Origin of the sequence: Nocardia arthritidis (assembly GCF_011801145.1) — a bacterium.
Lineage (GTDB): Bacteria > Actinomycetota > Actinomycetes > Mycobacteriales > Mycobacteriaceae > Nocardia > Nocardia arthritidis_A.
Genome location: NZ_CP046172.1, coordinates 7,771,912 through 7,798,254, shown reverse-complemented (window position 1 = coordinate 7,798,254; position 26,343 = coordinate 7,771,912). Strand labels below are relative to the sequence as shown.

Below are 26,343 nucleotides of genomic sequence, written 5' to 3'. Positions count from 1 at the left end.
AACCACGTGTCCGCCGGGTTGGATACGGGTATGACAGTGGCAGGCGGGTTCGAGATCGTTCGCCGGCGGCCGCAGGGGAGTCGGTGGGTGACCTGCTCGATCGAAGGGACGGACAATCGTGACAACGTTGCTGGTGGTCCTCGCCGTTTGGGCGCTGCTGTCGGTTCCGATCGCACTCGTCGTCGCGCGCCTGTTCCGGACCAAGGAGCCGGATGGTTCCGAATTACCGTATGACAATCAGTTGCGGGACCGTCACCGCTCGATACGCTGACGGTCCCGCGTCGGATCATTCGTAGTCGTACTCGACATAGGTGTCCGGTTGGGCGGCGGCGGGTTCGTCGTCCGCGTCGTCCGAGTAACCGGGTTCGTCGTTCTCGGCCGGTTCTTCGTCGTCGGGTCCTGGACGGTACTGCATTGCCGTCTCCCTTCTCGAGGTATGCGCTGGCAAGCGGTTATTCGGAGACTGCATGACCGAGGATCGGCGACACGGCGGCAGCGCGCCGCCCGTGTTGCGAATGTGTTTGTGCGGTGGGCGAAGATGGAGCGCGTGTCGCAACCCGATCCCGATCTGCTCATCGATTTCACCGACGTAACCGTCCGACGCTCGGGGCACACCCTGGTCGGTCCGGTCACCTGGCAAGTCGAACTGGACGAACGCTGGGTGGTGCTCGGCCCCAACGGCGCTGGCAAGACCACGCTGCTGCGGATGGCCGCCGCCGAACTGCATCCGACCTCGGGCGCCGCCCATCTGCTCGGGGAACGCATCGGCAAGGTCGACATCAGCGAGCTACGCCCGCGCATCGGATTGTCCTCGGCCGCGGTGGCCAGCCGGGTGCCGGTGGACGAGAAGGTGGCCGATCTGGTGGTGTCGGCGGGTTACGCGGTGCTCGGGCGGTGGCGGGAGCGCTACGACGAGATGGATACCGAACGCGCCATCGACATGTTGGAAAGCCTAGGCGCCGAACATCTGCACGACCGCACCTACGGCACCCTGTCCGAGGGTGAGCGCAAGCGGGTGCTCATCGCCCGCGCGTTGATGACCGATCCGGAACTGCTGCTGCTCGACGAGCCCGCGGCCGGACTGGATCTCGGCGGTCGCGAGGAGCTGGTCGAGCGGCTCGGCGATCTGGCCGCCGATCCGGATTCGCCGGCGATCGTGCTGGTGACCCATCACGTCGAGGAGATTCCGCCGGGATTCACCCACGGCCTGCTGCTCAACGAGGGTGAGGTGGTGGCGCAGGGGCTGCTCACCGATGTGCTCACCTCGGAGAACCTCAGCGATGCCTTCCGACAATCGATCGCGTTGGACAAGGTGGACGGCCGGTACTTCGCGCGGCGGGCGGCGCGGGCCGGGCGGCATCGTTCCTGATCTTCGCCGGCGGAATGGCCGGTCACTTGACGGCGTATAGCCGTTGCTCGTTATGGTGCTGAGGTGAGTGAGACGACAGCGGCGCCCAAGGACGCGTCAACGGTGATGCTGGTGCGCGACGGCGCGCACGGCCCCGAGGTCTTCCTGCAGCGCCGGGTCGGCGCCATGGCCTTCGCCGCGGGTATGACGGTATTTCCGGGCGGGGGCGTCGATCCCACCGACGGCACCGCCGATATCGCCTGGGCCGGACCCGAACCCGCTTGGTGGGCACGGCATTTCGGGACATCGGAACCGCGCGCCAAGGCGCTGGTGTGCGCGGCGGTGCGGGAGACGTTCGAGGAATGCGGGGTGCTGCTGGCCGGGCCGACCGCCGATACCGTCGTCTCCGAAACCGCCGGATTCCGGGACGCCAGAGGACATTTGGAGCGCCGGGAACTCTCGCTGGCCGGTTTCCTCGCCGAACAGCGGCTGGTGTTGCGCGCGGATCTGCTTCGGCCGTGGGCGAATTGGATCACCCCGGTGGTGGAGCCGCGCCGCTACGACACCCGGTTCTTCGTCGCGGTGCTGCCCGAAGGACAGCAGGCGGACGGCGCGACCACCGAGGCCGCCGATGTCCATTGGCGCACCCCGGCCGAGGCGCTGGCACAGTGGCGGGCAGGTAACGACATCCTGCTGCCGCCCACCTGGTCGGCGCTGGTCGCGCTGAGCGAATTCGCTTCTACCGCGGACATTCTCGCGGCGGAACGGGAGATCGCCCCGATCATGCCGGAACTCGTCGGCGCCAATGGGCAGCAGCGGCTCCGGTTCCCGAATGACGAGCGGTACTTCGCGGACCTGCCGGACGTGAAGCGGCTCAAGGGGTCCGCGCGCTGACACAGAGCGGCATACCGGGCAGCCGGGACCGGGCGGTAGCGTTGCGTCCCATGGCCGAATTCGTGACCGTTGAGCTGCCGGAGGGCGAGGCGCGCGGCGTCGCCGTGCTCCGGATCGCCCGCCCGCCGATGAACCTGCTCACCACGCAGGTGGTGCGTGAGGTGGCGGCCGCCGCGGCTGCGCTCGCGACGGATCCGCGGGTGGCCGCGGTGGTCGTATACGGCGACGAGCGCGTCTTCTCGGCCGGTGACGATTTCGCGGAGCTGGCCGAACTCGATGCGGACCGGGCCTGCGCCATGGCCGCCGACCTGCAGCGCGCACTGGGCTGTCTGGCCGGGCTGCCGCAGCCGACGGTTGCGGCGATCAGCGGCTACTGCCTCGGCGGCGGGCTCGAACTCGCGCTCGGCGCGGACCGCCGCATCATCGGCGACAACGTCAAACTCGGCCTGCCGCAGATCAAGGCGGGCCTCATCCCGCTGGCGGGCATTCGGCGGCTGACCCTGCTGATCGGGCCGTCGGCGGCCAAGGATCTGGTGTACACGGGGCGGTTCGTCGAACCCGACGAGGCGTCGGCGCTCGGGCTGGTCGACGAGGTGGTGCCGCCGGATGATGTCTACACGGCCGCCCTGGCCTGGGCCCGCCAATTCGTCGATGGGCCGTCCCGCGCGCTGGCCGCCGCCAAGGCGGTATTCGAGGCGGGCCCGCACGGTCTGGATCGCGCGCGCACCGAATGGGCCGAGCTGTTCCACACCGAGGACCGGACGGTCGGCACGCGCTCGTATGTGGCCGATGGGCCCAACTCGGCGGCGTTCGTCGGGCGATGAACTTGTTTCGGTAGGCTTCGCTCCCATGACGGTTCACCCCGACGACCCCGCGCCAAACCCGCACGCCACCGAGGCCGAGGTCGAAGCTGCGCTGAAGGATACGAAGCTCGCCCAGGTGCTCTATCACGACTGGGAGGCCGAGACCTACGACGACAAGTGGTCGATCTCCTACGACGAGCGCTGCATCGAGTACGCCCGCGGCCGCTTCGACGCCGCGGTCGGCCCGGCGCCGCTGCCGTACGAGCGCGCGCTCGAACTGGGTTGTGGCACCGGCTTCTTCCTGCTGAACCTGATGCAGGCCGGGGTGGCGCGGCGCGGTTCGGTCACCGACCTGTCGCCGGGCATGGTGAAGGTGGCGCTGCGCAACGCGGAGCACCTGGGCCTCGACGTGGACGGCCGGGTCGCCGACGCTGAGACCATCCCGTACGAGGACGACACCTTCGATCTGGTGGTCGGCCACGCGGTGCTGCACCACATCCCGGATGTCGAACTGGCGCTGAAGGAATGCCTACGGGTGCTCAAGCCCGGCGGGCGTTTCGTCTTCGCGGGTGAGCCGACCACCGTCGGCAATTTCTACGCCCGCTGGCTCGGTCGCATCACCTGGAAGGCCACCACCCAGGTGACCAAGCTGCCGTTCCTGTCCGGCTGGCGGCGGCCGCAGGAGGAGCTCGACGAGTCCTCGCGCGCCGCGGCGCTGGAGGCGGTCGTCGACCTGCACACCTTCGACCCGCGCGACCTGGAGGCGATGGCTCGTTCGGCGGGCGCCGTCGAGGTGAAGGCGACCACCGAGGAGTTCGCGGCGGCATTGTGGGGCTGGCCGGTGCGCACCTTCGAGGCCGCGGTGCCCGCGGAGAAGCTCACCTGGCAGTACCGGATGGCGATGTACCGGGCCTGGCTGGGCCTGAGCTGGGTGGACGAGAACGTGATGCGCCGCATCGTGCCGCGTCAGTTCTTCTACAACGCGATGATCACCGGCGTGAAGCCGGGCTCGGCCGACAAGTAGGTGGGGTACGGCTTCAGCCGCGCCGATGTCACCTACCTCGCCGGTGCGGCGGGCGCGCTGGCCGAGGTGGACGAGCTGGAGCTGACTCCCGCGACGCATCTGCGCGATCTCGAACGGGTGCGCCGCGCGCACGGTGCGCACGCCCCGGCGCTGGTGGAGACGGTGCGCCTGCGCCGCCGCGCCGCCGCCAAACTGGCGGACGCCCGCGGCTGGCTGTTCACCGACGACGCGCTGCAGCAGGCGACGCCGACAGCGGTGGCCCGGCACCGGGCCGCCCGCCTCGCCGGTCGCGCGGTACACGACGTCACCTGCTCGATCGGCGCGGAACTCGCCGAGCTGCTTCGGGTATGCCCGGCGGTGCTCGGCAGCGATCTGGATCCGGTGCGGCTGGCGATGGCGGCGCACAATCTGGGTGCGGCCCGGAATGTGTTGCTGGCCAAGGCCGATGCGTTGATTCCGGTGAGTCGCGGCACCGTGGTCGTCGCGGATCCGGCGCGTCGCGCCGACGGCAGGCGCACCCACGATCCGGCCAAACTGCAGCCGCCGCTGCCGGATCTGCTCGCCGCCTATCCGGGGCGCGATCTGGCCGTGAAATGCGCTCCCGGTTTGGATTTCGGCGCGCTCGACTGGGCGGGGGAGGTCGAGGTGGTGTCGCTCGACGGGGCCGTCCGGGAGGCGTGCCTGTGGTCGCCCGGATTCGCCGAATCATCGATCACCCGGCGCGCCACCGTATTACGGTCCGGCGGCGTCATGGAGACGTTCACCGACGCCGATCCGGACGATATTCCCGAACAGGCGCCCGGCGAGTGGATCATCGACCCGGACGGCGCCGTCGTGCGCGCCGGTCTCGTCCGCCACTACGCCGCGAAATACGGCCTGTGGCAACTCGATCCGCGCATCGCCTACCTGACCGGTGACAGCGTGCCCGCGGGCATGCGCGGCTTCCGCGTCATCGACCGCCTCGACGTGCGCGAGAAGACCCTGCGCGCGGAACTGCGCCGGCGCGACTGCGGTCAACTCGAAATCCTGGCCCGCGGCGTCGATATCGATCCCGACCAGCTGCGTCGCAGACTGAAACCCGAAGGCGCACAACCCTATACGCTGATTCTCACCAGAATCGGCCGCGCCCCCACGGCATTTCTGTGCACGGCGGTGGCGGCTAGCTCTCCAGCTTCTTGACGATCTTCTGGACGGTTAGCCAGGTGCGGGTGGTGATCTCCTTGCCGTACTGCTTCTCCAGCCAGGCCATGAAATCGGGTGTGCGCGGTGTGCTGTTGTCGATCACCGCCATGATGGCGCGGGCCCTCGGGTCGACGGCGACGACACGGGCCGCGGGGTCGTCGAAATCCGGTATTTCGGTGGGGATTTCGGCGGACTTGAAGAATGTCGCGATGAGGTAGGTGCCGCGCTGGTGGGTAAGGCCCGGAAAGGGGTCGGTGGCCAGTAGCGCTCGCAGCTCCTCGTATTCGCGGATGATCGTGCCGCCCGCGATGCCGAGTTCCTTATTGAGCGCCCGCTGGATTCGCGCCTCCAGTTCGGGCACCTTCGTATCCTTCGCGCGGAAAACTATGTTCCCGCTCGCCAACAGCGAGGCGACGTTCTCGAATCCGAGACCCTCGAATACGCCCCGCAGTTTGGCATTGGCCATATTCGGGTTCGACGGCATGATCCCGCGCAGCAGGGCGGCGTATCGGTTCATCTAAGCGGTCTTCGTCGTGCCGTTTTTCTTGCGTTCGATATCCGCAAGCGCCGCAAGGTATTTCGCCCGTTCTTCGGCGCCCGCCTCCCAGGCCGCCTTGCGATTCTTCACCACCTTGGCCGGTGCGCCGACCGCGATGCTGAAGTCCGGGATCTCACCCTTCACCACCGCGTGCGCGCCGAGCACGCAGCCGCGGCCGACCCTGGTATCGCGCAGCACCGTCACCTTGGCGGCGATCCAGGTGTCGGGGCCGATCCGGACCGGGCTCTTCACGATGCCCTGATCCTTGATCGGCATGGTGATGTCATCCATCTTGTGGTCGAAATCGCAGATGTAGCACCAGTCCGCGACCAGCGTGGACTCGCCGATCTCGATATCGAGGTAGGTGTTGACGACATTGTCCTTGCCGAACACCACCTTGTCGCCGATGCGCAGCGAACCCTCGTGGCAGCGGATGGCGTTGCCGTCGCCGATGTGCACCCAGCGGCCGATCTCCATCCGGCCCAGTTCGGGCGTCGCGTGGATCTCCACCCGGCGGCCGAGGAAAACCATGCCGCGCAAGACGATGTGCGGGTTGGCCGCCTTGAATTTGAACAGCCGGTAGTAGCGCACCAGGTACCAGGGCGTGTACGCGCGGTTGGCGAGCACCCAGCGCAGCGACGCCAAGGTCAGAAATCGCGCCTGCTGCGGATCCCGGCGGCGCGAGCCCCGCCACCGCGCGCGCAACGGTGCGCCCCACATGCTCGTCACGAACGGTTCTCCTGTCGTGGTCTTCCGTCGCGCCCATCTCCGCCGCGACCTCAATAGAGGGTAATAGGCGCGGTCGGCGCGGCCCTCCCTCGGGCGCGTCCTCGAAGTCCATCCGGCGTCTCCGCGGTTCGGCTCGCTGCGTTGTCGTCGCCGCCGATATAACTCCGGTATCGGCTCCTGCTCGCCTTGCCATGCGACGAGCTGGATCCGGCCGGACTTCGAGGACGTGCCCTGGGCCGCGTCGGGCCGAAGTCCTGCGTGCGGCGCTCGGGGAGTTGACGGCACAGCTTGCGTGGCGCGACACCTGGGACTCGCACGCCCGCACCGCGCCCGCTCCCGTACAGTGACTCGCGGCGAACCCGCCAACGCGGATACCCGGATCGGGAGCCGACCTCCGTTGGTTCGCCGCGCTTTGGTCTCGGCGAACCATGACAGAGTGCGCGACGCGGCCGATTGTCGGCCCCGCGGCGTCGCACATGGCCAACGACGACAGGGAGAGCAGACGGGTGGGAAGCGGCGTACTGGCTAGTCCCGTGTGGCGACCGTCCCGGGTGCGGGCGGCACTTTCACTGGCCGCCGCCGGGGTGTTCGCGCTATCCGGTTGCGGCAGCACCACCATCGACGACATCACCGCGGGCCCCGGAAACGGTTGGCCCGCCGCCCATCACGACGGTCGCAACAGCGGGACGAGTCCGGTCACCGGATCGCGCAAGGTGGCGCTCAGCTGGACCCGTCCGGTCGGCGGTCCCATCGCCCAGCCGGTGAGCATCGGGCCGGACGGGCAGATGTTCGTCACCACCGATACGTCGAACTGCATGCTCTTCTCCTTCCAAATGCTCACCGGCCGTAAACGGTTCTGCAGTCTGCTCGGTCCCGGCGCGATCTGGGCGCCGACCCTGGCCGACGCCGTCGACAACGTGTACGTCGGTGACGACGGCGCGATGAACTCCTTCAACTACCTCGGGCAGCCGCGGTGGCGCACACCCGTTGCGGGCGTACCGATTTCGGCGCAGTTCACCCCCGACAGCAATGTCGTCTCGATCACCCAGACCGGTCAGATCGACGTACTGAGCAGGCAGACCGGTGACCGGGTCACGCCGACGCTGCAACTGCTCGGCGATCCGGATCCGCTGGCCTACCCGGACCTGACCCGCCCGGCCGCGAGCCAGGGCCTCGACGACTGCCGCACCGGCGGGCCGCAGTGCCCCGTCGCCAACACCTCCGCGATCGATCCGAAGACTGGCCGGTTCTATGTGACGCTGTGGCGTCCCGGCAAACCCACCGCCGAGCTGGTGGCGTTGCGCTACGGAAACGGCAGGGTGGAGCAGCAGTGGACCGCCGACATGTTGACCAATGGCAGCGCGACCGCACCGGCGCTGTCCGCCGACGGCGCGACGATCTACGTCGGCGACAACAGCAACCGGCTCATCGCCGTCGACACTGCCAACGGGCAGACCCGCTGGGCGCAGCAGCTGGAATTCACCCCGCGCGGCGGGATTTCGGTCTCCGACAACGGGCTGATCATCCCCTCCGGCGACGACGGCTACCTCTTCGCCATGCGCGATAAGGGCGACCACGCCGAAACCGTCTGGGAGCGTAAGGATCTCGCCCTGCGCGGCACCCCGGTGCAGACGGCGGGCAATACCGGGTACACGGTGGCCGCCATTGGCGACGGACTGAATCTGACCACCTTCGACACCAAATCCGGAACCACCATCGACTCCGAGGTGCTCCCCGGCGCACAGGGCAGCACCACCGGCACGTCGATCGGCGCGGAGGGCGAGATAGTCATCGCCACCCGGATCGGTGAGGTGTTCGTCTTCAAACCGCAGCACTGAGTTCCGTGCCACGGCAGTGAGTTCCGAGTCGCGGCACTGAGTTCCGAGCCGCGGCATGGGCTTTCGAGCCGGGGCATTGAGGTTGTGAGCCGGGGCATTGAGGTTGTGAGCCGGGGCATTGAGGTTGTGAGCCGGGGCATTGAGGTTGGGAGTCGCGGCGCTGAGGTTGCGAGTCGCGACGTGGGCTTTCGAGTTGCGGCATCGGGCTTTCGAGCCACGGCGTGGGGCTTTCGAGCCACGACATCGGGTGCGCCGGTTAGTCCGGGCGCGGTGCGCGCAGGATCGCGCCCGCGGGATTCGTGCCCGCGGTGAGGGCGCGGCGTAAGCGAGCGGTCAGCAGATCCGGCTTGTCCAGGTCGAGCCAGGTCCAGCGGACGACCTGCCAGCCGAGGTCGCGCAGCTGCGCCTCGCGCCGCTTCTCGCGCTGGATCACCGCGCTTGGGTCGGCGTCCGGTGTCATCGTGCAGCCGTATTCGAAGCCGCCGTCGAATTCGCCGATCACCCCGAAATCGGGGAAGCAGAAGTCGACTCGACCGATGCTGCGGCCGGTTTCGTCGAGGACGATGGTCTGCAGTTCCGGTTCCGGCAGTCGAGCGTCCGCCATGATCATCCGGCTGCGTGACTCGCCGACGCTTTCGCTGCGCCCGTCGATCAGGTCGAGCACGCGCAGCGCGGTGTGGTAGCCCTGTCTGCCCACCGCGTAGCCGAGTGCGGCGCGCAGCTCCCGGCGGGTCACCGAAAATCGTTGTGCCGCAGCGTCTCCCGTAGCGACGACGGCGTGCGGCGGACCGCAGCGGGCCAGATCGACGACGGTCCGTTGGGCCGAAAGCGTTCGCATACCATCGATTTCGTCCGTTTCGTCATCGCGGTACGGCGCGCAGTGCACCCGCACGTACCGCCCGCGCTGCCCTTCCCTGATATGCCGCCGCGTCACATGCACCCGGTCCAGCGAATACCCCCACACCGGCAATCCGCGCAGTACGGCCGCCGACTGATGACTCACCGCCCCTTCCGCCGACATCCGCCGTATCGATGCCTCGAGCAGAATCCGGTGCCGCGCAACGGGATCCACCACCACCCGACTCTCCGGTGGCACCCAACACCCGCTCCGCACCCGCACCCACCCCGCCCGCGGCAGCACCTGCGGCACCGCCCCGCTGGCCGAAATATCCCGCTCGTCGATCGGTCCCATCCCCATGCCCACATAATGCCCGCCCCCAAACCCCAACCCCCTCCGAAAAACCCCACCCTGTGGATAACTCCACGCATGTGGACAGAGCACTTTTCGGCGGCATATCACCTACTCCGGAAGCAACCGAAACCCCGCAATATGCCGAGGTCGGACAACCCGGAAGCGCCGGTGATATACGTTCGCGATCCCAGGATCGTGATGCCGGTCCTTGGCGTTGCCCGCGGCAAGCAGCACGCCGGTATCGCAGAGTTACTTGGGGTCTCGTTCGGGGAGGGGGCGTTCGATGATCGTGGGGCGGGGGAGGGGGTTGCGGACGCGGCGTTTGGCGGCGGTGTAGACCTGGGTGGTTTCGGCGGCGACGACGTCCCAGGCGAAGTCGGCGGTGAGGCGTTCGCGGGCGGCGTATGCGCGGTCCTGGGTGGCGGCCGGATCGTCGAGGGTGGCGCGGACCGCGTCGACGAGACCGTCGACATCGGCCGGGGCGAAGGAGGCGCCGGTGACGCCGTCGATGACCGCCTCGCCGAGACCGCCCGCGGTGGAGGTGACGAGCGGGGTGCCCGCGGCGGCCGCCTCCAGTGCGACGATGCCGAAAGGTTCGTAGCGGCTGGGCAATACGATGGCGTCGGCGCCGTGCAGCCAGCCGAGCAGTTCCGCGTGGCCGAGCTGTCCGACGAAGTTCACGGCCCTGGCCACCCGGTGCACCCGGGCCCGCTCGCGCAGCCATTCGAACTGGGTGCCGACACCGGCGACGGTGAGCGTGGTGCCGGGATGGGCGCGACGGATGCGCGGCAGCGCGGCGATCGCGTCCTGCACGCCCTTCTCGTATTCGAGCCTGCCGACGTAGAGCAGCCGCGGCGGCCCGGTGCGCGGCGCGCGCGGCCGGAAGGTCCAGGCGCCGACGTCGATTCCGTTGCGGATCACCGTCATCGGGACGCGCTCGGCCCCGTACAGCCGCTCCACCTCGTCCTGCATGGAGGTCGAGCAGGTGATGAGCGCGTCGGATTCGTTCGCCAGCCACCACTCGACCGAATGGACCTGCCGGTTGACCTTGCCTGCCACCCAGCCGCTGTGCCTGCCCGCCTCGGTGGCGTGGATGGTCGACACCAGCGGCACGTCGTAGTACTCGGCCAGCGCGATCGCCGGATGCGCGACCAACCAGTCGTGCGCGTGCACCACATCGGGTGTCCAGCCGTCGCCGATGCCGGGTTTGCCGAGCCCGACGCCCGCGCGCACCATGGCGTGCCCCATGGCGAGGGTCCAGGCGAGCATGTCCTCGCCGAAGTCGAAGCACGGCGGATCCTCGGCGACCGCGACCACCAGCACACCCTCGGCGATGAAGGAGTGGGTGGGATGGGTCGCGGCGTCGGTGCCGGTGGGCCGGCGCGAGAGCACGACCACCTCGTTACCCGCCGCGGCCAGCTCGACCGCGAGGTGATGCACGTGCCGGCCCAGCCCGCCGACGACGACCGGCGGGTACTCCCACGACACCATCAAGATTTTCATGCATATCCTTCTGCGGCACCGGCCTGATCCGCGGCGGCCGTTGCCGGGTGTTCGGTGGCCGTTGCGCCGAGGCGGCGCGCGTCCAAACCGGGAAAGAGTCCGTCGGCCGCGTTCCATCCTGCCGTCAACTGCCGTGCTTTCGCGAGTTGGCCCGCGCCGACGGCGGCCGCGAGCTCGCGGACGGCGTGCGCGTGCCGGTGCGCGCGATCGCGGGCGTATCCGGCGGCGGAATCCTTGCTGACCATGAACGCCCAGTCGCTGGAGACGGTCAGGATGGCCTCGCGCAGCAACTGATCGGCGACCGGATCGCGCAGTGCCGGGCCGGAGTTCTCGGCGGCGCGCATCTTGTCGACGGTGTCCAGCGTGAGCCGGACGATATCGGCATTGAGTTCGACCAGATCGTGCACCTGATCCCCGGCCCAGACCCGCCAGTCCTTGCCGGACCCCCACGAGGAATCGGCCAATTCGACCGGGGTACCGACGAATCCGCGCGCTCTGGCATCGGCCAGCGTGCCGACGGTGATCCCGGCCTCCGGCAGCGCCCGCAACACCCGCGCGAGCCACTGCGGCCCCTCGTGCCACCAGTGCCCGAAGAGTTCGGTGTCGAAGGCGGCGACCACCAGCGCGGGTCTGCCGATGCGCGCCGACTCGCTGATCAACCGTTCGCGGACGGTTTGCACGAAGTCGTCGACATCGCGCAGCACCGCGGCGGCCGCGAGCTCGGGATCGTATGGCGCCTTGTCCGGTCCGGCGACGGTTTTGCCGGTGACGCGGGACGGCTTGAGCCCCGTCGCGTGATCGTAGTGATGGAAATCACGGTAGGCCCCGTGCCCGGGGTAGCCGGACTTCGGCGACCAGACCCGGTAGCTCACCTGAAGATCGCGGCCGAAGGCCACCACATCGGAGTCGCGAACCGGCCGTCCGACGGTGGTGTCACCGCGCAGCGCGGGCCCGTCGACCATGAAATGGGTCACACCGGCGGCGGCGTAACCGAACTCCATTCCGGGGGTGAAGCCGCATTCCGGCGCCCAGATGCCGGTGGGTGTGTGACCCCAGCGGGCGCGGGCGTCGGCGAGGCCCTCGCGCAATTCGAACTCACGCAGCCGGGGATCGAGCAGTGGCTGGAACGGATGTGCCAGTGGGCCGCCGAGCAATTCGATCGCCTCGGCATCGATGAGCTCCCGCCAGACCGGTGCGGCGCCGTGCCGCCAGCGTAGCTCGAAATCAGCCAAAGCCTTTGCGGCCAAACGATGTTCGTGTCCGCCGAGCGCGACGTTACCGCTCATCGCCGCCTCGTCGGCGCGCAGCTGCCAGTTGCCGAGCCAGTGGTGCATGCCGGCGAGGCAGTGTGGATCGTCCAGCTGTGCCGCGAGCACCGGCGTGATCCCGAGGCTCAGTAGGTGTGAACGTCCTTCGGCGGCAAGGGTTCTCAGCACCTCTACGACGGGAAGGTAAGAGGCGGCCCATGATTGGTACAGCCACTCCTCGCCGACCGGCCACCGGCCGTGGTGCGCGAGCCACGGCAGGTGGGAGTGCAGTACGAGGGTGAACTGTCCTGGAACGTTGTCGCTCAAGGCTTCACCGCTATGGCAACCAGATCGAGGCTGGCGTCGATGTCTTCGGGGACGAGTTCGAAATCGTCGATGGTGACGGCGGCGACATCGGCGGTCAGCTCGGCGGGCCACGGTTCGCCGGCCAGCGCGCGCTGGATCTGCGCGTCGATGAACGAGCCACCGTGCTTGGCGTCCAACGCTTTCAGCTTCGGTCCGTGGTGCACGCCGGTCATCAACCGGACCGTGAATCCGGCCGTGACGAGCAGTTCGGTGAGTTCGGCGGCGTTCAGTTCGCGGGTGTGGAAGGGGTTGAGCGGGGTATCCCGGCCCGGGGAGAACGTGATCCGGTTGGGCGTGCTGATCAGGAGTTCGCCGCCCGGCCGCAGCACCCGCAGGCATTCCAGGAGGAACTGGCCCTGATCCCAAAGATGTTCGATCACTTGGAAATTCACCACGACATCGACGGATGCGTCGTCGAGCGGCAGTTCGGCGAGGTTGCCGTGGCGCATGTCGACGCGCGGATATCTGGCGCGTACGTGCGCGACCGCGCTCGCGTCGTAGTCGAGGCCGATGACCTTGGCGGCGACGTCGGCGATCATGTCCGCGCCGTAGCCCTCGCCGGATCCCGCCTCCAGCACCACTTTTCCGGCGCAGCGCTCGAGCAGCCGGGCATAGGCGATCTCATGTCTGCGGAACCAGTAATTTTCCTCGGCTATGCCCGGGACGGTGCGCTCGCCGGTCAGCGGCAGCGGTTCGGTGGCACCGGACTCGGCCGCCGCGGCAGGGATCACAGCCTCACTCATCCATCAGACGTTACTGGCCGATCCGGCGAACCCGATCGCCCGGTTGCCTGTTCCGATGGTGCGGCCAGTAAGTTACCCATGGGTAACTTAACGTAGGGTAGTGTCACGCAGCGAGCTACTCACATGGACGTACGGCCCTGCTCGTGCGACCGCCACCAAACGCTGTGCCACCTAGAACAGGAGGTCGACGAAGACCAATGCCGAACATCGTCGTACTCATCAAGCAGGTTCCCGACACCTGGTCCGAGCGCAAGCTGACCGACGGCGACTTCACCCTCGACCGCGAAGCCGCCGACGCCGTGCTCGACGAGATCAACGAGCGCGCCGTCGAAGAGGCGCTGCTGATCAAGGAGGCGCAGGGCGGTGAGGTCACCGTGCTGGCCGCCGGTCCGGACCGCGCCACCGAGGCCATCCGCAAGGCGCTGTCCATGGGCGCCGACAAGGCCATCCACATCAACGATCCGGCCATCCACGGCTCCGACGCCGTGCAGACCGCGTGGGTGCTGGCGGGCGCGCTGGGTCAGGTCGAGGGCGTCGAGCTGGTCATCGCCGGTAACGAGGCCACCGACGGCCGCGCGGGCGCCGTTCCCGCGATCATCGCCGAATACCTGGGCATCCCGCAGCTGACCCACCTGCGCAAGCTGACCGTGGACGGCAACAAGATCACCGGCGAGCGCGAGACCGACGAGGGCGTGTTCAAGCTGGAGGCCACGCTGCCCGCCATCGTCTCGGTGACCGAGAAGATCAACGAGCCGCGCTTCCCGTCCTTCAAGGGCATCATGGCCGCGAAGAAGAAGGAAGTGCAGACCTTCACGCTGGCCGACCTGGGCATCGACCCGTCGACCGTCGGCGTCGCGAACGCGGGCAGCACCGTCACGGCCGCCACCCCGAAGCCGCCGCGCAGCGCCGGTGAGAAGGTCGCGGACGAGGGCGACGGCGGCAACAAGATCGCCCAGTACCTGATCGCCCAGAAGATCATCTGATCCGGCCCGGTCGAGACTTCTTAGGAGAGAACTAATGGCTGAAGTACTTGTGCTCATCGAGCATGCCGACGGTGCCGTCAAGAAGGTCACCACCGAACTGCTCACCGCCGCGCGCGCCCTGGGCGAGCCCGCCGCCGTCGTGCTCGGCGCCGCGGGCACCGGCGACAAACTGGCCGACGCGCTGGCCGCCGCCGGCGCCGCGAAGATCTACGTCGCCGAATCCGACGATGTGGACAACTACCTGGTGACCCCGAAGGTCGACGTGCTCGCCGGACTGGTCGAATCCGCGTCCCCAGCCGCCGTGCTGGTCGCCGCCACCGCCGAGGGCAAGGAGGTGTCGGGCCGCCTCGCCGCGCGCATCGGCTCCGGCCTGCTCGTCGACGTCATCGACGTGAAGTCCGACGGTTCGGTCGTGCACTCCATCTTCGGTGGCGCGTTCACCGTCGACGCCAAGGCCACCGGCGATGTGCCGGTGATCTCGGTGCGTCCCGGCGCGATCGAGGCCGCGCCGCAGGCGGGCGCCGGTGAGAAGGTCGCCGTCGAGGTGCCCGCGCAGGAAGACGGCGTCGTCAAGGTCGTCTCCCGTGAGCCGGTCGTCGCCGGTGACCGCCCGGAGCTCACCGAGGCGAGCATCGTCGTCTCCGGTGGCCGCGGCGTCGGTTCCGCCGACAACTTCTCGGTGGTCGAGGCGCTGGCCGATTCGCTCGGCGCGGCCGTCGGCGCATCGCGCGCCGCGGTGGATTCGGGTTACTACCCGGGCCAGTTCCAGGTCGGCCAGACCGGTAAGACGGTCTCCCCGCAGCTGTACGTCGCCCTCGGCATCTCCGGCGCCATCCAGCACCGCGCCGGTATGCAGACCTCGAAGACCATCGTCGCGGTCAACAAGGACGAGGAAGCCCCGATCTTCGAGATCGCGGACTACGGCATCGTCGGCGACCTGTTCAACGTCGCCCCGCAGTTGACCGAGGCGGTCAAGGCGCACAAGGGCTAGGCTAGTCCGCCTCTCCGGATATTTCGGCGGACCTGTCAGGTGCGCGGTGGGTTGGCAACCCGGCTAGCGAAAGTGGGCGGCTCAGTTGGCCGGTTCCCGGTGAGTTACCCATGTGCTCGCCAAATCTGTTGTTGCGTACGGTAGCAACAGATTTGGCGAGCCTTTCGTTTTATTTGGGCGGTATCGGGTGGGTTAACCTGCGAGTATGGCTATTCCTACTACCCGGATGCTGGTTCTCGCAGTGGTGCGGATTCTGCAGCCGGTGCACGGGTACGACGTGCGGCGCGAGTTGCTGGCCTGGCAGGCGGAGACCTGGGCGAACGTGAAACCCGGTTCGGTGTACGGCGCGCTGAACACGCTGCAGCGGGAGGGGCTGATCGAGGTCGAGGGCGTCGGCCAGGACGGTGCGCGACCCGAGCGGACGACGTACCGGATCACCACCGAAGGGGAACGGCAGTTCGGTGACATGGTGCGCGAGGCGGTGTGGTCGACCGAGCGGCCGAAGAATCCATATCTCGCCTCGGTCGCGCTGATGCCGCATCTGCCCCGCGAAGAGGTGGTGGCCGCGTTGCGCGCGCGGATCCTGAAGTTCGAGGCCGAGCTGAGTCAGTGGCGGCGCGAGGAGCAGCGAATCCTGGAGGGTTCCGGTAATCCGGCCGAGGGCGATCCCTACCACGTCGCCGACGCGGTCCGGCTCAGCGCCGATCATATCGAGGCGGATCTGAACTGGTCGCGAAAGACGTTGGCGCGCATCGAATCCGGTGAGCTCGATGTTTGGAGCGGGTCGCACTGGAATATCGGGACGGTGGACGCGGCGGGTGTACCCGCGTCCGGGACGGCGCGAGCCCGGCAGCGCGCGGGCGGAACGGCGCGGACGCGAGAGCGGGAGGTATAACCACCAGGGTGATCAAACCTGAATAGTAAAGCTTGACTATTAGGTCGATCGTTCCTACCGTAATCGGTGTGGAAACGATTGATATCGTTCGTGACCGCACCGCCGCCTCGGTGATCGAAGTGCGCGGGCTGGCACGAACTTTCATGACGAAGACCGGTCCTGTCGAAGCGGTCGAGGACGTCGACTTCGCGGTGCGGGACGGCGAGATCCTCGGCCTGCTCGGACCCAACGGCGCGGGTAAGACCACGACGTTGCGAATGATCAGCACCCTGATCCGGCCGACCGCGGGCGCGGCCACCATCGCGGGCGCCGATCTGCGCACCGAGCCGAGGACCGTGCGGTCCAGGATCGGCTATGTCGCACAGGGCGGTATGACCGGCGAAGATGCCCGCGTCATCGACGAATTAATCTTGCAGGCAAGACTTTTCGGGCTGAGCAAGGCGCAGGCCGAGCGCAACGCCGCGGAACTGATCGACGCACTCGATCTGGCGGGCCTCGGCGGCCGTAAATGTGGTGAGCTGTCCGGCGGGCAGCGCCGCCGGGTCGATATCGCGCTCGGTCTCGTGCACGGTCCGCGGCTCATCTACCTGGATGAACCGACCACCGGCCTGGATCCGCAGAGCCGGGCCAATCTCTGGGAACACATCCGCCGATTGCGCGCGCGTGGCACCACCATCGTGCTCACCACGCACTACCTCGACGAGGCCGACGCCCTGTGTGATCGCCTGCTGGTGATGGACCACGGCATCGTCGTCGCGGAGGGCACGCCCGACGAGCTCAAGAGGCGCATCTCCGGTGATGTGGTGAGCCTCGAAATCGATGACGCCCATGCGGAATTCGCGGTGGCAGTGGCGCGTGAGGTTCTCGAGGTGCGCTCGCTGGTATGTGCCGAGAGCGCCGAATCGCACCATGCCGGAACGACTTTGGTGCATCTGACGGTCGATCGCGGTGATGCCGCGGTGGTGCCGCTGCTGCGCGCGCTCGACGAGCGCGGGCTGGTGCCGGGCGCGCTCACCGTCAAACGCCCGAGCCTCGACGATGTCTTCCTGACCATCACCGGGCGCTCGCTGCGCGAGGAGGTGCGGGCGGCATGACGTTTCTACGGGATACCCGGCTGATCTTCTGGTCGCAGTTGCGGTCGAACCTGCGCAATCCGGTATGGGTGCTGATCGGGCTCTCCCAGCCGCTGCTCTACCTGGTGTTGTTCGGTCCACTGGTGAAGGGGATAGCGCCCGGACTCGGGTCCGGCGTCGATCCGTGGCAGCTGTTGACGCCCGCGCTGGTCATCCAGACCGGGCTGTTCTCTACGATCTATGTCGGCTTCGCGATCGTGGGGGAACTGCGCGCGGGTGTCGTCGAGCGGCAGCGGGTTACGCCCGCGAGCCGGGGTGCGCTGTTGTTCGGGCGGGTGTTGAAGGATATGACGGTGCTGTTCACGCAGGCGTTGGTGCTGGTCGGACTCGCGATGGCGGCGTTCGGGGTGCGGCCGGATCCACTCGGGCTGGTGGCCTCGATCCTGCTCATTTCGGTCATGGGTGCGGGGCTCGCATCGGCCTCGTATGCCCTTGGGCTGTGGGCGCGTGCGGAGGACACCCTTGCCTCGATCCTGAACTCCTTCTCGGTGCCGCTGATGCTGCTGTCCGGAATCCTGTTGCCGCTCAACGTGGGACCTACTTGGCTGCGGGACATCGGCAAGGCAAATCCGTTCTCGCACACCGTAGACGCGGCGCGGGCGCTGTTCCGCGGCGACTTCGGGGCGAGTGAGGTGTATCTGGGTACCGGGCTCACCATCGCGGTGGCGTTGCTGCTGATGGTGCTGGGCGGGCGCAGCTTCGCTCGCGAGAATGCTTGACCAGCAATACTTTTTGATTTCAAAGCCCACCGAGCCCGGCGACGGTCTCGGTGGGCTTGCTTGTGTGACAGTTTATTTCGCGAGATATGCTGGCTCTCAGTGTCTTTCGAGTGCGGCAAGTAGTGTTTCCAGAATCGGTGAGCGGCGAATGTCGCTGCGCAGCACCGCCGAAACCGGGATGCGCAAGCGGTGGTCGGCCAGCCGCAATGCCACCAGGCCCTCGGTCGAACTCTCGGCGTAGAGCACCGTCCACGCGTCGGGGCGGTTGATCAATTCCATCGACGCGGTGTGATCGGGCGGGATCGGCGGGCCGTAGGTCGGGCCGCTGGCCTGATCGGCGAAGGCCTGCCGAATGATGGTGTGCAGCAACACCTGTTCCTGTTCCGGCGGCAGCAGCAGCGGGTAGCGGCTGAGGTCGGCGAGCGTCACGCCGTCGCCCGCGGACAGCGGATGGCCCGGCGCGGTGACGATCACCAGATCCTCGACCCAGAGCTGGCGCACCGTGAGACCGGGCTGGTCGACGCTGCCGCGGATGAGCGCGAGATCGCAGTCGCCGTCGGCCACCGCGGCGATGCGCTGACGGAAGGGTTTGATCACGAATTCGATCTCCGCGCCCGGGTGCTCGGCGCGGGTGCTCGCGATGGCCGACAGCGACCGGGTCGCGAAGGACATGTTGGCGGCCAGCCGCACCCGGGGACCCGAGGTGCGCACGGCCGCGCGGATGGCGGACTCCAGGCTGAGCATCTGTTTCGCAAGGGGAAGTAGCCGCGTGGTCGCGTCGGTGGGTACCACCGATCTTGTCGAGCGCTCGAACAGCTGCACACCAAGATCGCGCTCCAGCCGGGAGATCTGATGGCTGATCGCCGACTGTGAGATAAAACACCTCGTCGCCGCACCGCTGAAGCTGAGCTCCTCACACACCGCGACGAAGTACGTGAGCTGGCGAAGTTCCACCATCGCCTCCGATTCATTACTGATCCAGATAAGAGTCATCTACATTATGCGCCTTATCCCCTGGAACATCCGCGTTCAAAATGACGGTTGCTAATGAGAGAAGGAGGATGTCATGCAGTACGTGGACGCGGGAATCGAAACCGCGGAAGTGGTCATCGTCGGATCGGGCTTCGGCGGTCTCGCCGCCGCCAAGCAGTTGGCCAAGTCGGGAATCAACTACGTGCTGATTTCCAGCACGCCTGAACACCTTTTCCAGCCGCTGTTGTACCAGGTTGCGACGGGTGTGCTGGCCTCGGGGGAGATCGCCCCGCCCATCGCCGCGGTGCTGCGGCGGCACAAGGAGGCCGATGTCCGGCTCGGCAAGGTCACCGCGCTCGACGCGGACCGCGCCATCCTGACCTACGAGACCGCCGAGGGCCCGCGCCGCATCCGCTACGGTTCGCTGATCGCCGCCACCGGCGCCAGCCAGTCGTACTTCGGCCGCGACGATTTCGCCGACAAGACGTTCTCGCTCAAGACCATCGATGACGCGAAACTGCTGCGCGCCCAGATCGAGCGCGTCTTCGCCGAGGCGAAGGACGCCGATCCGGCCACTCGCGAACGGCTGCTCAGCTTCGTGGTCGTCGGCGCGGGCGCGACCGGTGTCGAGGTCGCGGGTCAGCTGAAGGAACTCGCGAAAAGGCACTACCACCAAGAGATTTCGGTCACGCTGGTGGAGGGCGCCGGTGAGGTGCTGCCCCCGTTCGGCGGCGGGCTCTCGGAGTACGCGAAGAAGTCGTTGACCCGCAGCGGCGTCGAGGTGCTGCTCGGCACATTCGTCACCGATATCGAACCGGGCAAGGTCACCGTCAAGGGCAAGGACGGCGTCGAACGCGGCGTCGCCGCCGAGACCATCGTCTGGTCGGCCGGCGTGCAGGCGGGCGGTTTCGCGAAGGTCCTCGCCGAGGCCACCGGCGTCGAAACCGACCGTGCCGGAAGGCTTCTGATCAACCAGGACCTCACCGTCGGCGGCCACGCCGATATCTTCGCCATCGGCGATATGACCTCGCTGAACGGCTACCCGGGCCAGTCGCCGGTCGCCATGCAGGAGGGCCGCCACGCGGCCGACATCATCCGCCGCAAGAAGCAGCCGGGCACCCCGTTCAAGTACTGGGACAAGGGCAGCATGGCGGTGATCAGCCGGTTCAGCGCGGTGACCAAGCTGAACGAGCACATCACCTTCCGTGGCGTCATCGCCTGGTTCATGTGGCTCGCGGTGCACCTGTTCTACCTCGTCGGCTTCCGGAATCGCTTTGCGGCCGTTGCCTCCTGGCTCGTCGCGTTCATCGGTACCGGGCGGCCGGGTTTCGCCGAGGCGCACAAGGCGGCCGAGGTGGTTCAATTGCCCGATCGACGAGCTGCCTGACCGGGTTACCAAGCGGCGCTTCGTGATCCCGGTCACGCGACGCCGAATGCCGAACGGCCGAACGGAATCGGTGACCCGGTGGAACGGCGGATTGCGTGAGGGCTCCGTCGCTCCCGGCGTCATCGAATCGGTTCGGCCGTCGCCTGACCGATGGTCGGCCAGACCGGGCAAGCAGAAGAAATGCGCAGGTAGGACGCGATTACGCGAACTGAGCGCGACCGCTCGGTGAACGCTCGGTGTGACTGTCGTCTCGTTCACCGAAGCGGCATCGGGGCGACACTCAGAGGTTGCTCCGATGCAGTGTCGAGCTGGCTTCATCAGACGTATGACAGCATCGCGTAGCGATACGTTGACGGGTGCCGGTGGACCGATTTCGTCCGTGGCGACGTTCCCGGCTCGACCGGCGGACTCCGGGGTGGAACGGTCCCGCTACTCGCTCGTCGTCTCGTCCGACGCCGAACATCGCGAGGCCGCCCAGCGGTTGCGCTACCAGGTGTTCGCCAACGAACCGGGCTTCCACATCCCCGACAACGGCACGGGGCTGGACGCGGACCGGTTCGACGACCACTGCGACCACCTGCTGGTGCGCGACGATCTGACCGAACAATTCGTCGGCTGCTACCGAATGTTGCCGCCGGACAAGGTGACCGCGGCGGGCGGCTACTACACGGCGACGGAATTCGATCTGGCCCAACTGGATCCGGTCGGTCAGCGGATCGTCGAGATGGGCCGGGCCTGCGTGGTGCCCGATCACCGCAACGGTTCGGTGGTGACGCTCATGTGGGCGGGCATCCTGCACTACATCCAGCTCACCGGATACGACTGGGTGATGGGCTGCGCATCGGTGCCGATGCAGGACGCACCGGTGGATCCGCCCGGCGCGAACGTGCGCGGCGTGCGCGACATGCTGCTCGGCAAGCATGGCTGCGATCCGGAGCGGCGGGTGCGGCCGTACTGCCCGGTGGTCGTCGACGGGAAGACGCTCGATGAGCTGACCCCGCCGTCGCGGCCCAAGCTGCCGCCGCTGCTGCGCGGCTATCTGCGCCTCGGCGCCGAGATCTGCGGTGAGCCCGCACATGATCCGGATTTCGCGGTCGCCGATTTCGTCGTGCTGCTCGGCCTGGACACCATCAACCGGCGGTATCTCGAGCGGCTACAGGGTGCGGCCGCCACCTTCGACGGGCGGTGAGCGCGATGGTATTCGACGCGCCACCGGCCCAGGCGACCCATGCGTGGATGCCGTCGAGCCCGTGCGGGCCCGGCTGTATCGAGGCCATCGATCAGGTCGGTACCGCCCGGGTCGCGGTCCGCCTTGTGCGAATCGTCGGACTGTTGGTCAGCTTTCCGGTGGCGCACGTGCTGACGCCGCCGCGGTGGCGGACCGGGCTGCAGCGCCGGTATGCGGGAATGTTGTTGCGCAGCCTCGGAATTCGTTTGCGCGTCATCGACAACCGAACGGACCGTGCGGATTCCGGTGCGCTCGTGGTGATCGGACATATCGGGTGGACCGATATCGTCGCGCTGTCCGCGGTGCGGCCGCTCGGCTTCGTGGCGCGGGCCGACATGGTGGAGTGGCCGCTGATCGGCGGGCTGGCGAAGCTGCTGCGGGTGATCCCGATCGAACGGGAGAAGTTGCGCGAATTGCCCGGCGTCGTCGCCGAACTCGGCGCGCGGCTGGCGGCGGGCGAGCAGGTCGCGGCATTCCCGGAGGGCACCACCTGGTGCGGCCGGGCGTACGGCACCATGCGGCCCGCGCTCTTCCAGGCGGCCATCGATGCCGGGGTGCCGGTGCAGCCGGTGCGATTGCGCTATCTGGACCGGCACGGCGTGCAGACGACGGTGCCGGGATTCGTCGGCGTCGACACCTTCGCGACCTCGGCGGGCCGGGTGCTGCGATCCCGCGGGATGGTCGTCGAGATCGCGCTGGAGCCGTTGGAGCTACCGGGCGAGGATCGGCGTGAGCTGGCCCGCCGCGTTCAGCGTGCGGTGCACGGCGTCGAGCCGATCCGCCGCGATCAGCATGGCTACGGCTGGATCGAGGCGACGGCCACCAAGGTTCGGGATCCGGAATCCGTCGCGGTGGCGGAGCCCGCGGTGCGCAGGCCGCGCCGCCGACTACTACCGGGCAGGCGGGTTCGCGGCGGGGAGCACGCCGCCCTCTCCTGATTCGAGCCTTGACTTTCCTACTGGGAAAGTGGGAGCTTTACTTTCCAGGTAGGAAAGTGAGGATGTCATGGAAAATATGGTTCCTGAACAGGCCCGGGCCGCATTAGAGGCGGCCGAGCAGGCCCGGCGTCGGGTGGCCGATGAGGTCGGTCTGCCGCGCGGCTATTGGTGGGCGCTCGCGGGCGGCTGGCTCGTGCTCGGGGTGATCGGCGAGTGGGGGCCGTGGTGGTTGATCTCCATCGCGACGCTCGGCTTCGGCATCGGGCATTCGACGCTCGCGTCGCGATTGCTCGACGGGCGGCGGCGAACGGATCGTCTGCAGGTCAGCGCGGCAGTGGCCGGGCGGCGCATCCCGCTGGTGGTGATCGGCATGCTGATCGCGCTGGTCGGTCTCACCATCGCGGCGGCGTTCGCGCTCGACGCCGACGGTGCGATCCACCCGACCATCTGGGCGGCGGTGTTCGTCGCGGCCGTCGTCGGCCTCGGTGGACCGGAAATCCTTCGGGTACTTCGGCATTGGGCTCGGGCATGACGGTCGCGCGATTCGACGAGCTGATCCACCCGAGCACTCGGCTCTCGCTGGTGGCGACGCTCGCGGCGGCGGACTGGGCCGAATTCGCCTATCTGAAGGATCGGCTGAGCCTGTCCGATTCGGCGCTGTCCAAGCAGCTGGCGACCTTGGAAGAGGCCGGATACGTCGCGACGGAACGCCGCCTGGACGGCACGCGCAGGAAGGTCCGCGCCCGGCTCACCGACGCCGGGCGCGCGGCCTTCGACGGGCATATCGCGGCTCTTCAGGAAATAGTCGCCGGCGCCCGGCCCGAGCGCACCTGAGCCCTTCGATCGCATGCTCCCGCTGCGAGCGCCCGGCATACCGGTCACGACGATTCCGCCGGTGAGACCCTCGGAGATGTCTGTCCCCGATGCGAGACTCTGGGACGTGCGATGGGCGTTGACGGAAACAGACGACGGAGGGGCGCGGCTATGCCCACTCGATCGGGACGGCCGTCCCGCGGGACCGGTGGTCCGCGAACCGTCGCTCGCCGCCGCGGTGCGTTCGCGTCCCGAGGTCGAGCGGTGGGTCTGGCGCTCGACCGCCGAGATCTACCGGCGGCTGCTCGCGGCCGGCGTTCGGGTCGAACGGTGCTATGACGTCGAGGCCGCGGAGGCCCTGCTGATCGGCCATGAGGAGGGTCAGTCGGGCCAGGCCCGCTCGCTGGCGGCGGCGTGGGCGCGGCTGCACAAGCTGCCCGTCCCGCCGGACGCACCCGTGCGGGTCGCGGAAACCCAGCCGTCGCTGTTCGAGTCCGGTCCGGTGCCGCTGCCGCCCGGCACGGACGAGTTCACCGCGCTGCTGGAGGTGTACGCCGGACAGCTCGCCCGTACCGAGCGGGCCGAAAATCCCGAGCGGATGCGGCTGCTGCTGGCCGCCGAATCGGCGGGCATGCTGGTGGCGACGGAACTGTCGAGGACCGGAATCCCTTGGCGCGCGGACGTTCACCGGGAATTGCTCGATCGTCTGCTCGGAGAGCGTTTTCCGGGCGGGGAGCCGAGACGGATGGCGGAGCTGGCCGACGAGGTGTCGCGCGCCTTCGGGACGCGGGTTCGGCCGGATCTGCCCAACGACATCATCAAAGCTTTTGCCCGAGCCGGTATTTCGCTGTCGTCCACCCGAAAGTGGGAGCTGCGGCGGATCGATCATCCCGCGGTGGAGCCGCTGCTCGCCTACAAAACGCTCTACCGCCTGTACACCAGCAACGGCTGGTCCTGGCTGGAGCAGTGGGTGCACGACGGCCGCTTCCGTCCCGAATATCTGCCCGGTGGAACGGTTTCCGGACGTTGGACCACCAATGGCGGTGGGGCACTGCAGATCCCGAAGGTGATCCGGCAGGCGATCCGCGCCGATCCGGGTTGGCGGCTGGTGGTCGCCGATGCCGCTCAGATGGAGCCGAGGGTGCTCGCCGCGATTTCCCGCGACCCCGGCCTGATGGAGCTGGCCGGACGCGGCGAGGATCTCTACGCGGACCTGGCCGCCCGCGTCTTCGGCGGTGACCGCGCGCAGGCCAAACTCGCGCTGCTGGGCGCGATTTACGGCCAGACCTCCGGCGATGCCCGCGCTCATATGGCCGAACTCCGGCGGCGGTATCCGGCCGCGGTGGCATATGTCGACGACGCGGCGCGCGCGGGCGAGGAGGGTCGCCTGGTGCGCACCTGGTTGGGCCGCACCTGTCCGCCGCTGCATGCCACGCTCGACGAGATGGACCAATTCCAGGAGGACGGCGCCGGATACGGCAGCACCGCGGCGGCGCGCGCCCGCGGGCGCTTCACCCGCAATTTCGTGGTGCAGGGCAGTGCCGCCGATTGGGCCCTGCTGATGCTCGCCGGCCTGCGGCACGCGCTGACGAGTGCGGGACTGCGCGCCGAAATGGTCTTCTTCCAACACGACGAGGTGATCGTGCACTGCCCGGAGCAGGAGGCCGCCGCGGTCGCCGATGCGATCGCGTCCGCCGCCGACACCGCGGGCCGGATCGTCTTCGGCCCGACACCGGTGCGCTTCCCGTTCACCACCGCGGTGGTCGAATGTTATTGGGACGCGAAATAATCAGAACCGCGCGGCCGCGGCGACCAGCATGTCGCGGGATTGCTGTCGGGTTTGGGCCTGTAAGGCGAGGATGTCCATCAGCTCGCGATAAACATCGACATCCTCCCGCCGATCCAGATACATCGCGCTGGCCACCTGCTCCAGATAGACGATATCGGGCAGCACCTGCTCCGCGAATCGGAGCAGCGTGAACGAGGTGCCCGCCGCGGCGATACCACCGGCGAGGAACGGTATTACCTGGATGGTCACATTCGGCCGGTCCGACATCCGCACCAGATGCTCCATTTGCTCGCGCATTACGGTTGCTCCGCCGATCGGCCTGCGTAGCACGGCCTCGTCCAGCACCGCCCACAGCATCGGCCCGCCGCGCGCATCGAGGATCTGCTGACGCTTGTGACGCAGCTCCACCCGCCGCCGTGCCTCGGCGCTCTCGCGGCGACCGAGCGCGACGACCGCGCGGGCATACTCCCTGGTCTGCAGCAGGCCGGGAACGAGGTGACACTCGAAGGTTCTGATCAATGTCGCGGCCCCCTCCAGACCGAGATAGGTCTGGAACCATGGCGGCAACAGATCGCTGTACGGATGCCACCATCCCGGTCGATTCGCCTTGCGAACCAGGGCCAGCACCATCTCGCGCTGATCCGGGTCGCGCACGCCGTAGAGGGTCAACAGGTCCGCGACATCTCGTTCCTTGAATCCGGTCCGCCCGAGTTCGAGCCGACTGATCTTGGCGTGCGACCCGCGAATGTGCCTGCCCGCGTCCGCGGGCGTGATGCCGCATTCCTCGCGCAGTTTGCGGAGTTGACCACCGATCGCGATCCGCAGCGCGGTCGGCCCGCAATCCGCCACATCGGCGACATCGGATTCGAAAAGGGGTGCGGCAGAATCCGAATGCCCGACCTGGACCGGCTCCGCGCTCATTGGGGTCCTAACTCCGATGCTCGGCGATCACCGCTGGTAACTCGCGAATTTGCCCGCAAGTCCCCACCGCTTTGCCAATGGTATCGCCGCGGTCGGGCCGATCGCCTGGGCTTGTCATCGTTTTCGGCAAACTCCGCCCGATACGGTCAGTCGAGTGGGCGGCGGAT

General features: G+C 68.0%; 27 protein-coding genes. 18 read left to right on the top strand and 9 right to left on the bottom strand.

What is annotated here, in order from left to right; translation table 11 throughout:
* Positions 1 to 118 precede the first annotated feature (118 nt).
* On the top strand, positions 119 to 271 hold the full coding sequence (locus tag F5544_RS35130) for a hypothetical protein (RefSeq protein ID WP_167477148.1): 153 nt from the start codon (positions 119 to 121) through the stop codon (positions 269 to 271).
* Between the two features lie 15 nt (positions 272 to 286).
* Here the strand turns inward: F5544_RS35130 and F5544_RS47185 are convergent, their stop codons facing one another.
* The gene (locus tag F5544_RS47185) at positions 287 to 415 is read right to left on the bottom strand and encodes a hypothetical protein (RefSeq protein ID WP_275106990.1); all 129 of its coding nucleotides are present in this window, start codon (positions 413 to 415) and stop codon (positions 287 to 289) included.
* 123 nt (positions 416 to 538) lie between these two features.
* Between F5544_RS47185 and F5544_RS35125 the strand changes: the two genes are divergently transcribed.
* The 5 genes from F5544_RS35125 (at position 539) to F5544_RS35105 (ending at position 5,248) form a co-directional block, all read left to right on the top strand.
* Positions 539 to 1,369, top strand: coding sequence for an ABC transporter ATP-binding protein (locus F5544_RS35125; protein WP_167477147.1), 831 nt, complete (start codon positions 539 to 541; stop codon positions 1,367 to 1,369).
* 105 nt (positions 1,370 to 1,474) lie between these two features.
* Positions 1,475 to 2,242 (top strand): NUDIX hydrolase, encoded by a 768-nt coding sequence (locus F5544_RS35120; RefSeq protein ID WP_167479686.1) that lies wholly within the window; start codon positions 1,475 to 1,477, stop codon positions 2,240 to 2,242.
* Between the two features lie 50 nt (positions 2,243 to 2,292).
* Complete coding sequence (locus tag F5544_RS35115; RefSeq protein ID WP_167477146.1) at positions 2,293 to 3,066, top strand: enoyl-CoA hydratase-related protein; 774 nt, start codon at positions 2,293 to 2,295, stop codon at positions 3,064 to 3,066.
* A 25-nt stretch (positions 3,067 to 3,091) separates the two neighbouring features.
* Positions 3,092 to 4,069 (top strand): class I SAM-dependent methyltransferase, encoded by a 978-nt coding sequence (locus F5544_RS35110; protein WP_167477145.1) that lies wholly within the window; start codon positions 3,092 to 3,094, stop codon positions 4,067 to 4,069.
* Complete coding sequence (locus F5544_RS35105) at positions 4,070 to 5,248, top strand: THUMP-like domain-containing protein (RefSeq protein ID WP_167477144.1); 1,179 nt, start codon at positions 4,070 to 4,072, stop codon at positions 5,246 to 5,248.
* On the opposite strand, the gene F5544_RS35100 is transcribed toward F5544_RS35105, so the two are convergent.
* On the bottom strand, positions 5,229 to 5,768 hold the full coding sequence (locus F5544_RS35100) for a DUF1697 domain-containing protein (RefSeq protein ID WP_167477143.1): 540 nt from the start codon (positions 5,766 to 5,768) through the stop codon (positions 5,229 to 5,231). The genes F5544_RS35105 and F5544_RS35100 overlap by 20 nt on opposite strands.
* Entirely contained in the window at positions 5,769 to 6,518 is a 750-nt protein-coding gene (locus F5544_RS35095) for an acyltransferase (RefSeq protein WP_167477142.1), read from the bottom strand. It lies immediately after the preceding gene.
* A 533-nt stretch (positions 6,519 to 7,051) separates the two neighbouring features.
* Here F5544_RS35095 and F5544_RS35090 point away from each other — a divergent pair.
* Positions 7,052 to 8,356 (top strand): PQQ-binding-like beta-propeller repeat protein, encoded by a 1,305-nt coding sequence (locus tag F5544_RS35090; RefSeq protein WP_238846813.1) that lies wholly within the window; start codon positions 7,052 to 7,054, stop codon positions 8,354 to 8,356.
* A gap of 256 nt (positions 8,357 to 8,612) precedes the next feature.
* Here the strand turns inward: F5544_RS35090 and F5544_RS35085 are convergent, their stop codons facing one another.
* The 4 genes from F5544_RS35085 to F5544_RS35070 all read right to left on the bottom strand — a co-directional run bounded on the left by F5544_RS35085 (position 8,613) and on the right by F5544_RS35070 (position 13,407).
* Positions 8,613 to 9,554 carry a hypothetical protein gene (locus F5544_RS35085; protein WP_167477140.1) on the bottom strand — a complete coding sequence of 314 codons (942 nt, stop codon included), beginning with the start codon at positions 9,552 to 9,554 and terminating at the stop codon, positions 8,613 to 8,615.
* 243 nt (positions 9,555 to 9,797) lie between these two features.
* On the bottom strand, positions 9,798 to 11,051 hold the full coding sequence (locus F5544_RS35080) for a glycosyltransferase family 4 protein (protein ID WP_167477139.1): 1,254 nt from the start codon (positions 11,049 to 11,051) through the stop codon (positions 9,798 to 9,800).
* Complete coding sequence (locus F5544_RS35075) at positions 11,048 to 12,625, bottom strand: 1,4-alpha-glucan branching protein domain-containing protein (protein ID WP_167477138.1); 1,578 nt, start codon at positions 12,623 to 12,625, stop codon at positions 11,048 to 11,050. The genes F5544_RS35080 and F5544_RS35075 overlap by 4 nt, the downstream gene beginning before the upstream one ends.
* Positions 12,622 to 13,407, bottom strand: coding sequence for a class I SAM-dependent methyltransferase (locus tag F5544_RS35070; protein WP_167477137.1), 786 nt, complete (start codon positions 13,405 to 13,407; stop codon positions 12,622 to 12,624). The genes F5544_RS35075 and F5544_RS35070 overlap by 4 nt, the downstream gene beginning before the upstream one ends.
* A gap of 197 nt (positions 13,408 to 13,604) precedes the next feature.
* Here F5544_RS35070 and F5544_RS35065 point away from each other — a divergent pair, with 197 nt between their 5' ends.
* From F5544_RS35065 to F5544_RS35045, 5 genes are all read left to right on the top strand, one after another.
* The gene (locus F5544_RS35065) at positions 13,605 to 14,390 is read left to right on the top strand and encodes an electron transfer flavoprotein subunit beta/FixA family protein (protein WP_167477136.1); all 786 of its coding nucleotides are present in this window, start codon (positions 13,605 to 13,607) and stop codon (positions 14,388 to 14,390) included.
* Between the two features lie 34 nt (positions 14,391 to 14,424).
* The gene (locus F5544_RS35060; RefSeq protein WP_167477135.1) at positions 14,425 to 15,381 is read left to right on the top strand and encodes an electron transfer flavoprotein subunit alpha/FixB family protein; all 957 of its coding nucleotides are present in this window, start codon (positions 14,425 to 14,427) and stop codon (positions 15,379 to 15,381) included.
* 205 nt (positions 15,382 to 15,586) lie between these two features.
* Positions 15,587 to 16,276, top strand: a complete 690-nt coding sequence (locus tag F5544_RS35055; RefSeq protein ID WP_167477134.1) for a PadR family transcriptional regulator — start codon at positions 15,587 to 15,589, stop codon at positions 16,274 to 16,276.
* Positions 16,277 to 16,344: 68 nt separating this feature from the next.
* On the top strand, positions 16,345 to 17,370 hold the full coding sequence (locus F5544_RS35050; protein WP_238846812.1) for an ABC transporter ATP-binding protein: 1,026 nt from the start codon (positions 16,345 to 16,347) through the stop codon (positions 17,368 to 17,370).
* Positions 17,367 to 18,128, top strand: coding sequence for an ABC transporter permease (locus F5544_RS35045; RefSeq protein WP_167477133.1), 762 nt, complete (start codon positions 17,367 to 17,369; stop codon positions 18,126 to 18,128). Before F5544_RS35050 ends, F5544_RS35045 begins: the two co-directional genes overlap by 4 nt.
* Positions 18,129 to 18,224: 96 nt before the next feature.
* Here F5544_RS35045 and F5544_RS35040 read toward each other — a convergent pair whose 3' ends face one another.
* Complete coding sequence (locus tag F5544_RS35040) at positions 18,225 to 19,082, bottom strand: LysR family transcriptional regulator (RefSeq protein WP_167479684.1); 858 nt, start codon at positions 19,080 to 19,082, stop codon at positions 18,225 to 18,227.
* A 112-nt stretch (positions 19,083 to 19,194) separates the two neighbouring features.
* Between F5544_RS35040 and F5544_RS35035 the strand changes: the two genes are divergently transcribed.
* The 6 genes from F5544_RS35035 (at position 19,195) to F5544_RS35010 (ending at position 25,255) form a co-directional block, all read left to right on the top strand.
* Positions 19,195 to 20,487 (top strand): NAD(P)/FAD-dependent oxidoreductase, encoded by a 1,293-nt coding sequence (locus tag F5544_RS35035; protein WP_167477132.1) that lies wholly within the window; start codon positions 19,195 to 19,197, stop codon positions 20,485 to 20,487.
* Between the two features lie 325 nt (positions 20,488 to 20,812).
* Entirely contained in the window at positions 20,813 to 21,676 is an 864-nt protein-coding gene (locus F5544_RS35030; protein WP_167477131.1) for a GNAT family N-acetyltransferase, read from the top strand.
* A 5-nt stretch (positions 21,677 to 21,681) separates the two neighbouring features.
* Positions 21,682 to 22,653, top strand: a complete 972-nt coding sequence (locus F5544_RS35025) for a lysophospholipid acyltransferase family protein (RefSeq protein WP_167477130.1) — start codon at positions 21,682 to 21,684, stop codon at positions 22,651 to 22,653.
* A 76-nt stretch (positions 22,654 to 22,729) separates the two neighbouring features.
* Positions 22,730 to 23,185 carry a hypothetical protein gene (locus tag F5544_RS35020; RefSeq protein WP_342760397.1) on the top strand — a complete coding sequence of 152 codons (456 nt, stop codon included), beginning with the start codon at positions 22,730 to 22,732 and terminating at the stop codon, positions 23,183 to 23,185.
* Positions 23,182 to 23,487 (top strand): transcriptional regulator, encoded by a 306-nt coding sequence (locus F5544_RS35015; protein WP_167477128.1) that lies wholly within the window; start codon positions 23,182 to 23,184, stop codon positions 23,485 to 23,487. The genes F5544_RS35020 and F5544_RS35015 overlap by 4 nt, the downstream gene beginning before the upstream one ends.
* Before the next feature lie 118 nt (positions 23,488 to 23,605).
* Entirely contained in the window at positions 23,606 to 25,255 is a 1,650-nt protein-coding gene (locus tag F5544_RS35010) for a bifunctional 3'-5' exonuclease/DNA polymerase (protein ID WP_238846811.1), read from the top strand.
* On the opposite strand, the gene F5544_RS35005 is transcribed toward F5544_RS35010, so the two are convergent.
* A complete protein-coding gene (locus F5544_RS35005) occupies positions 25,256 to 26,176 on the bottom strand; it encodes a helix-turn-helix domain-containing protein (RefSeq protein WP_167477126.1) in 921 nt (306 codons plus the stop codon).
* Between the last annotated feature and the right edge of the window lie 167 nt (positions 26,177 to 26,343).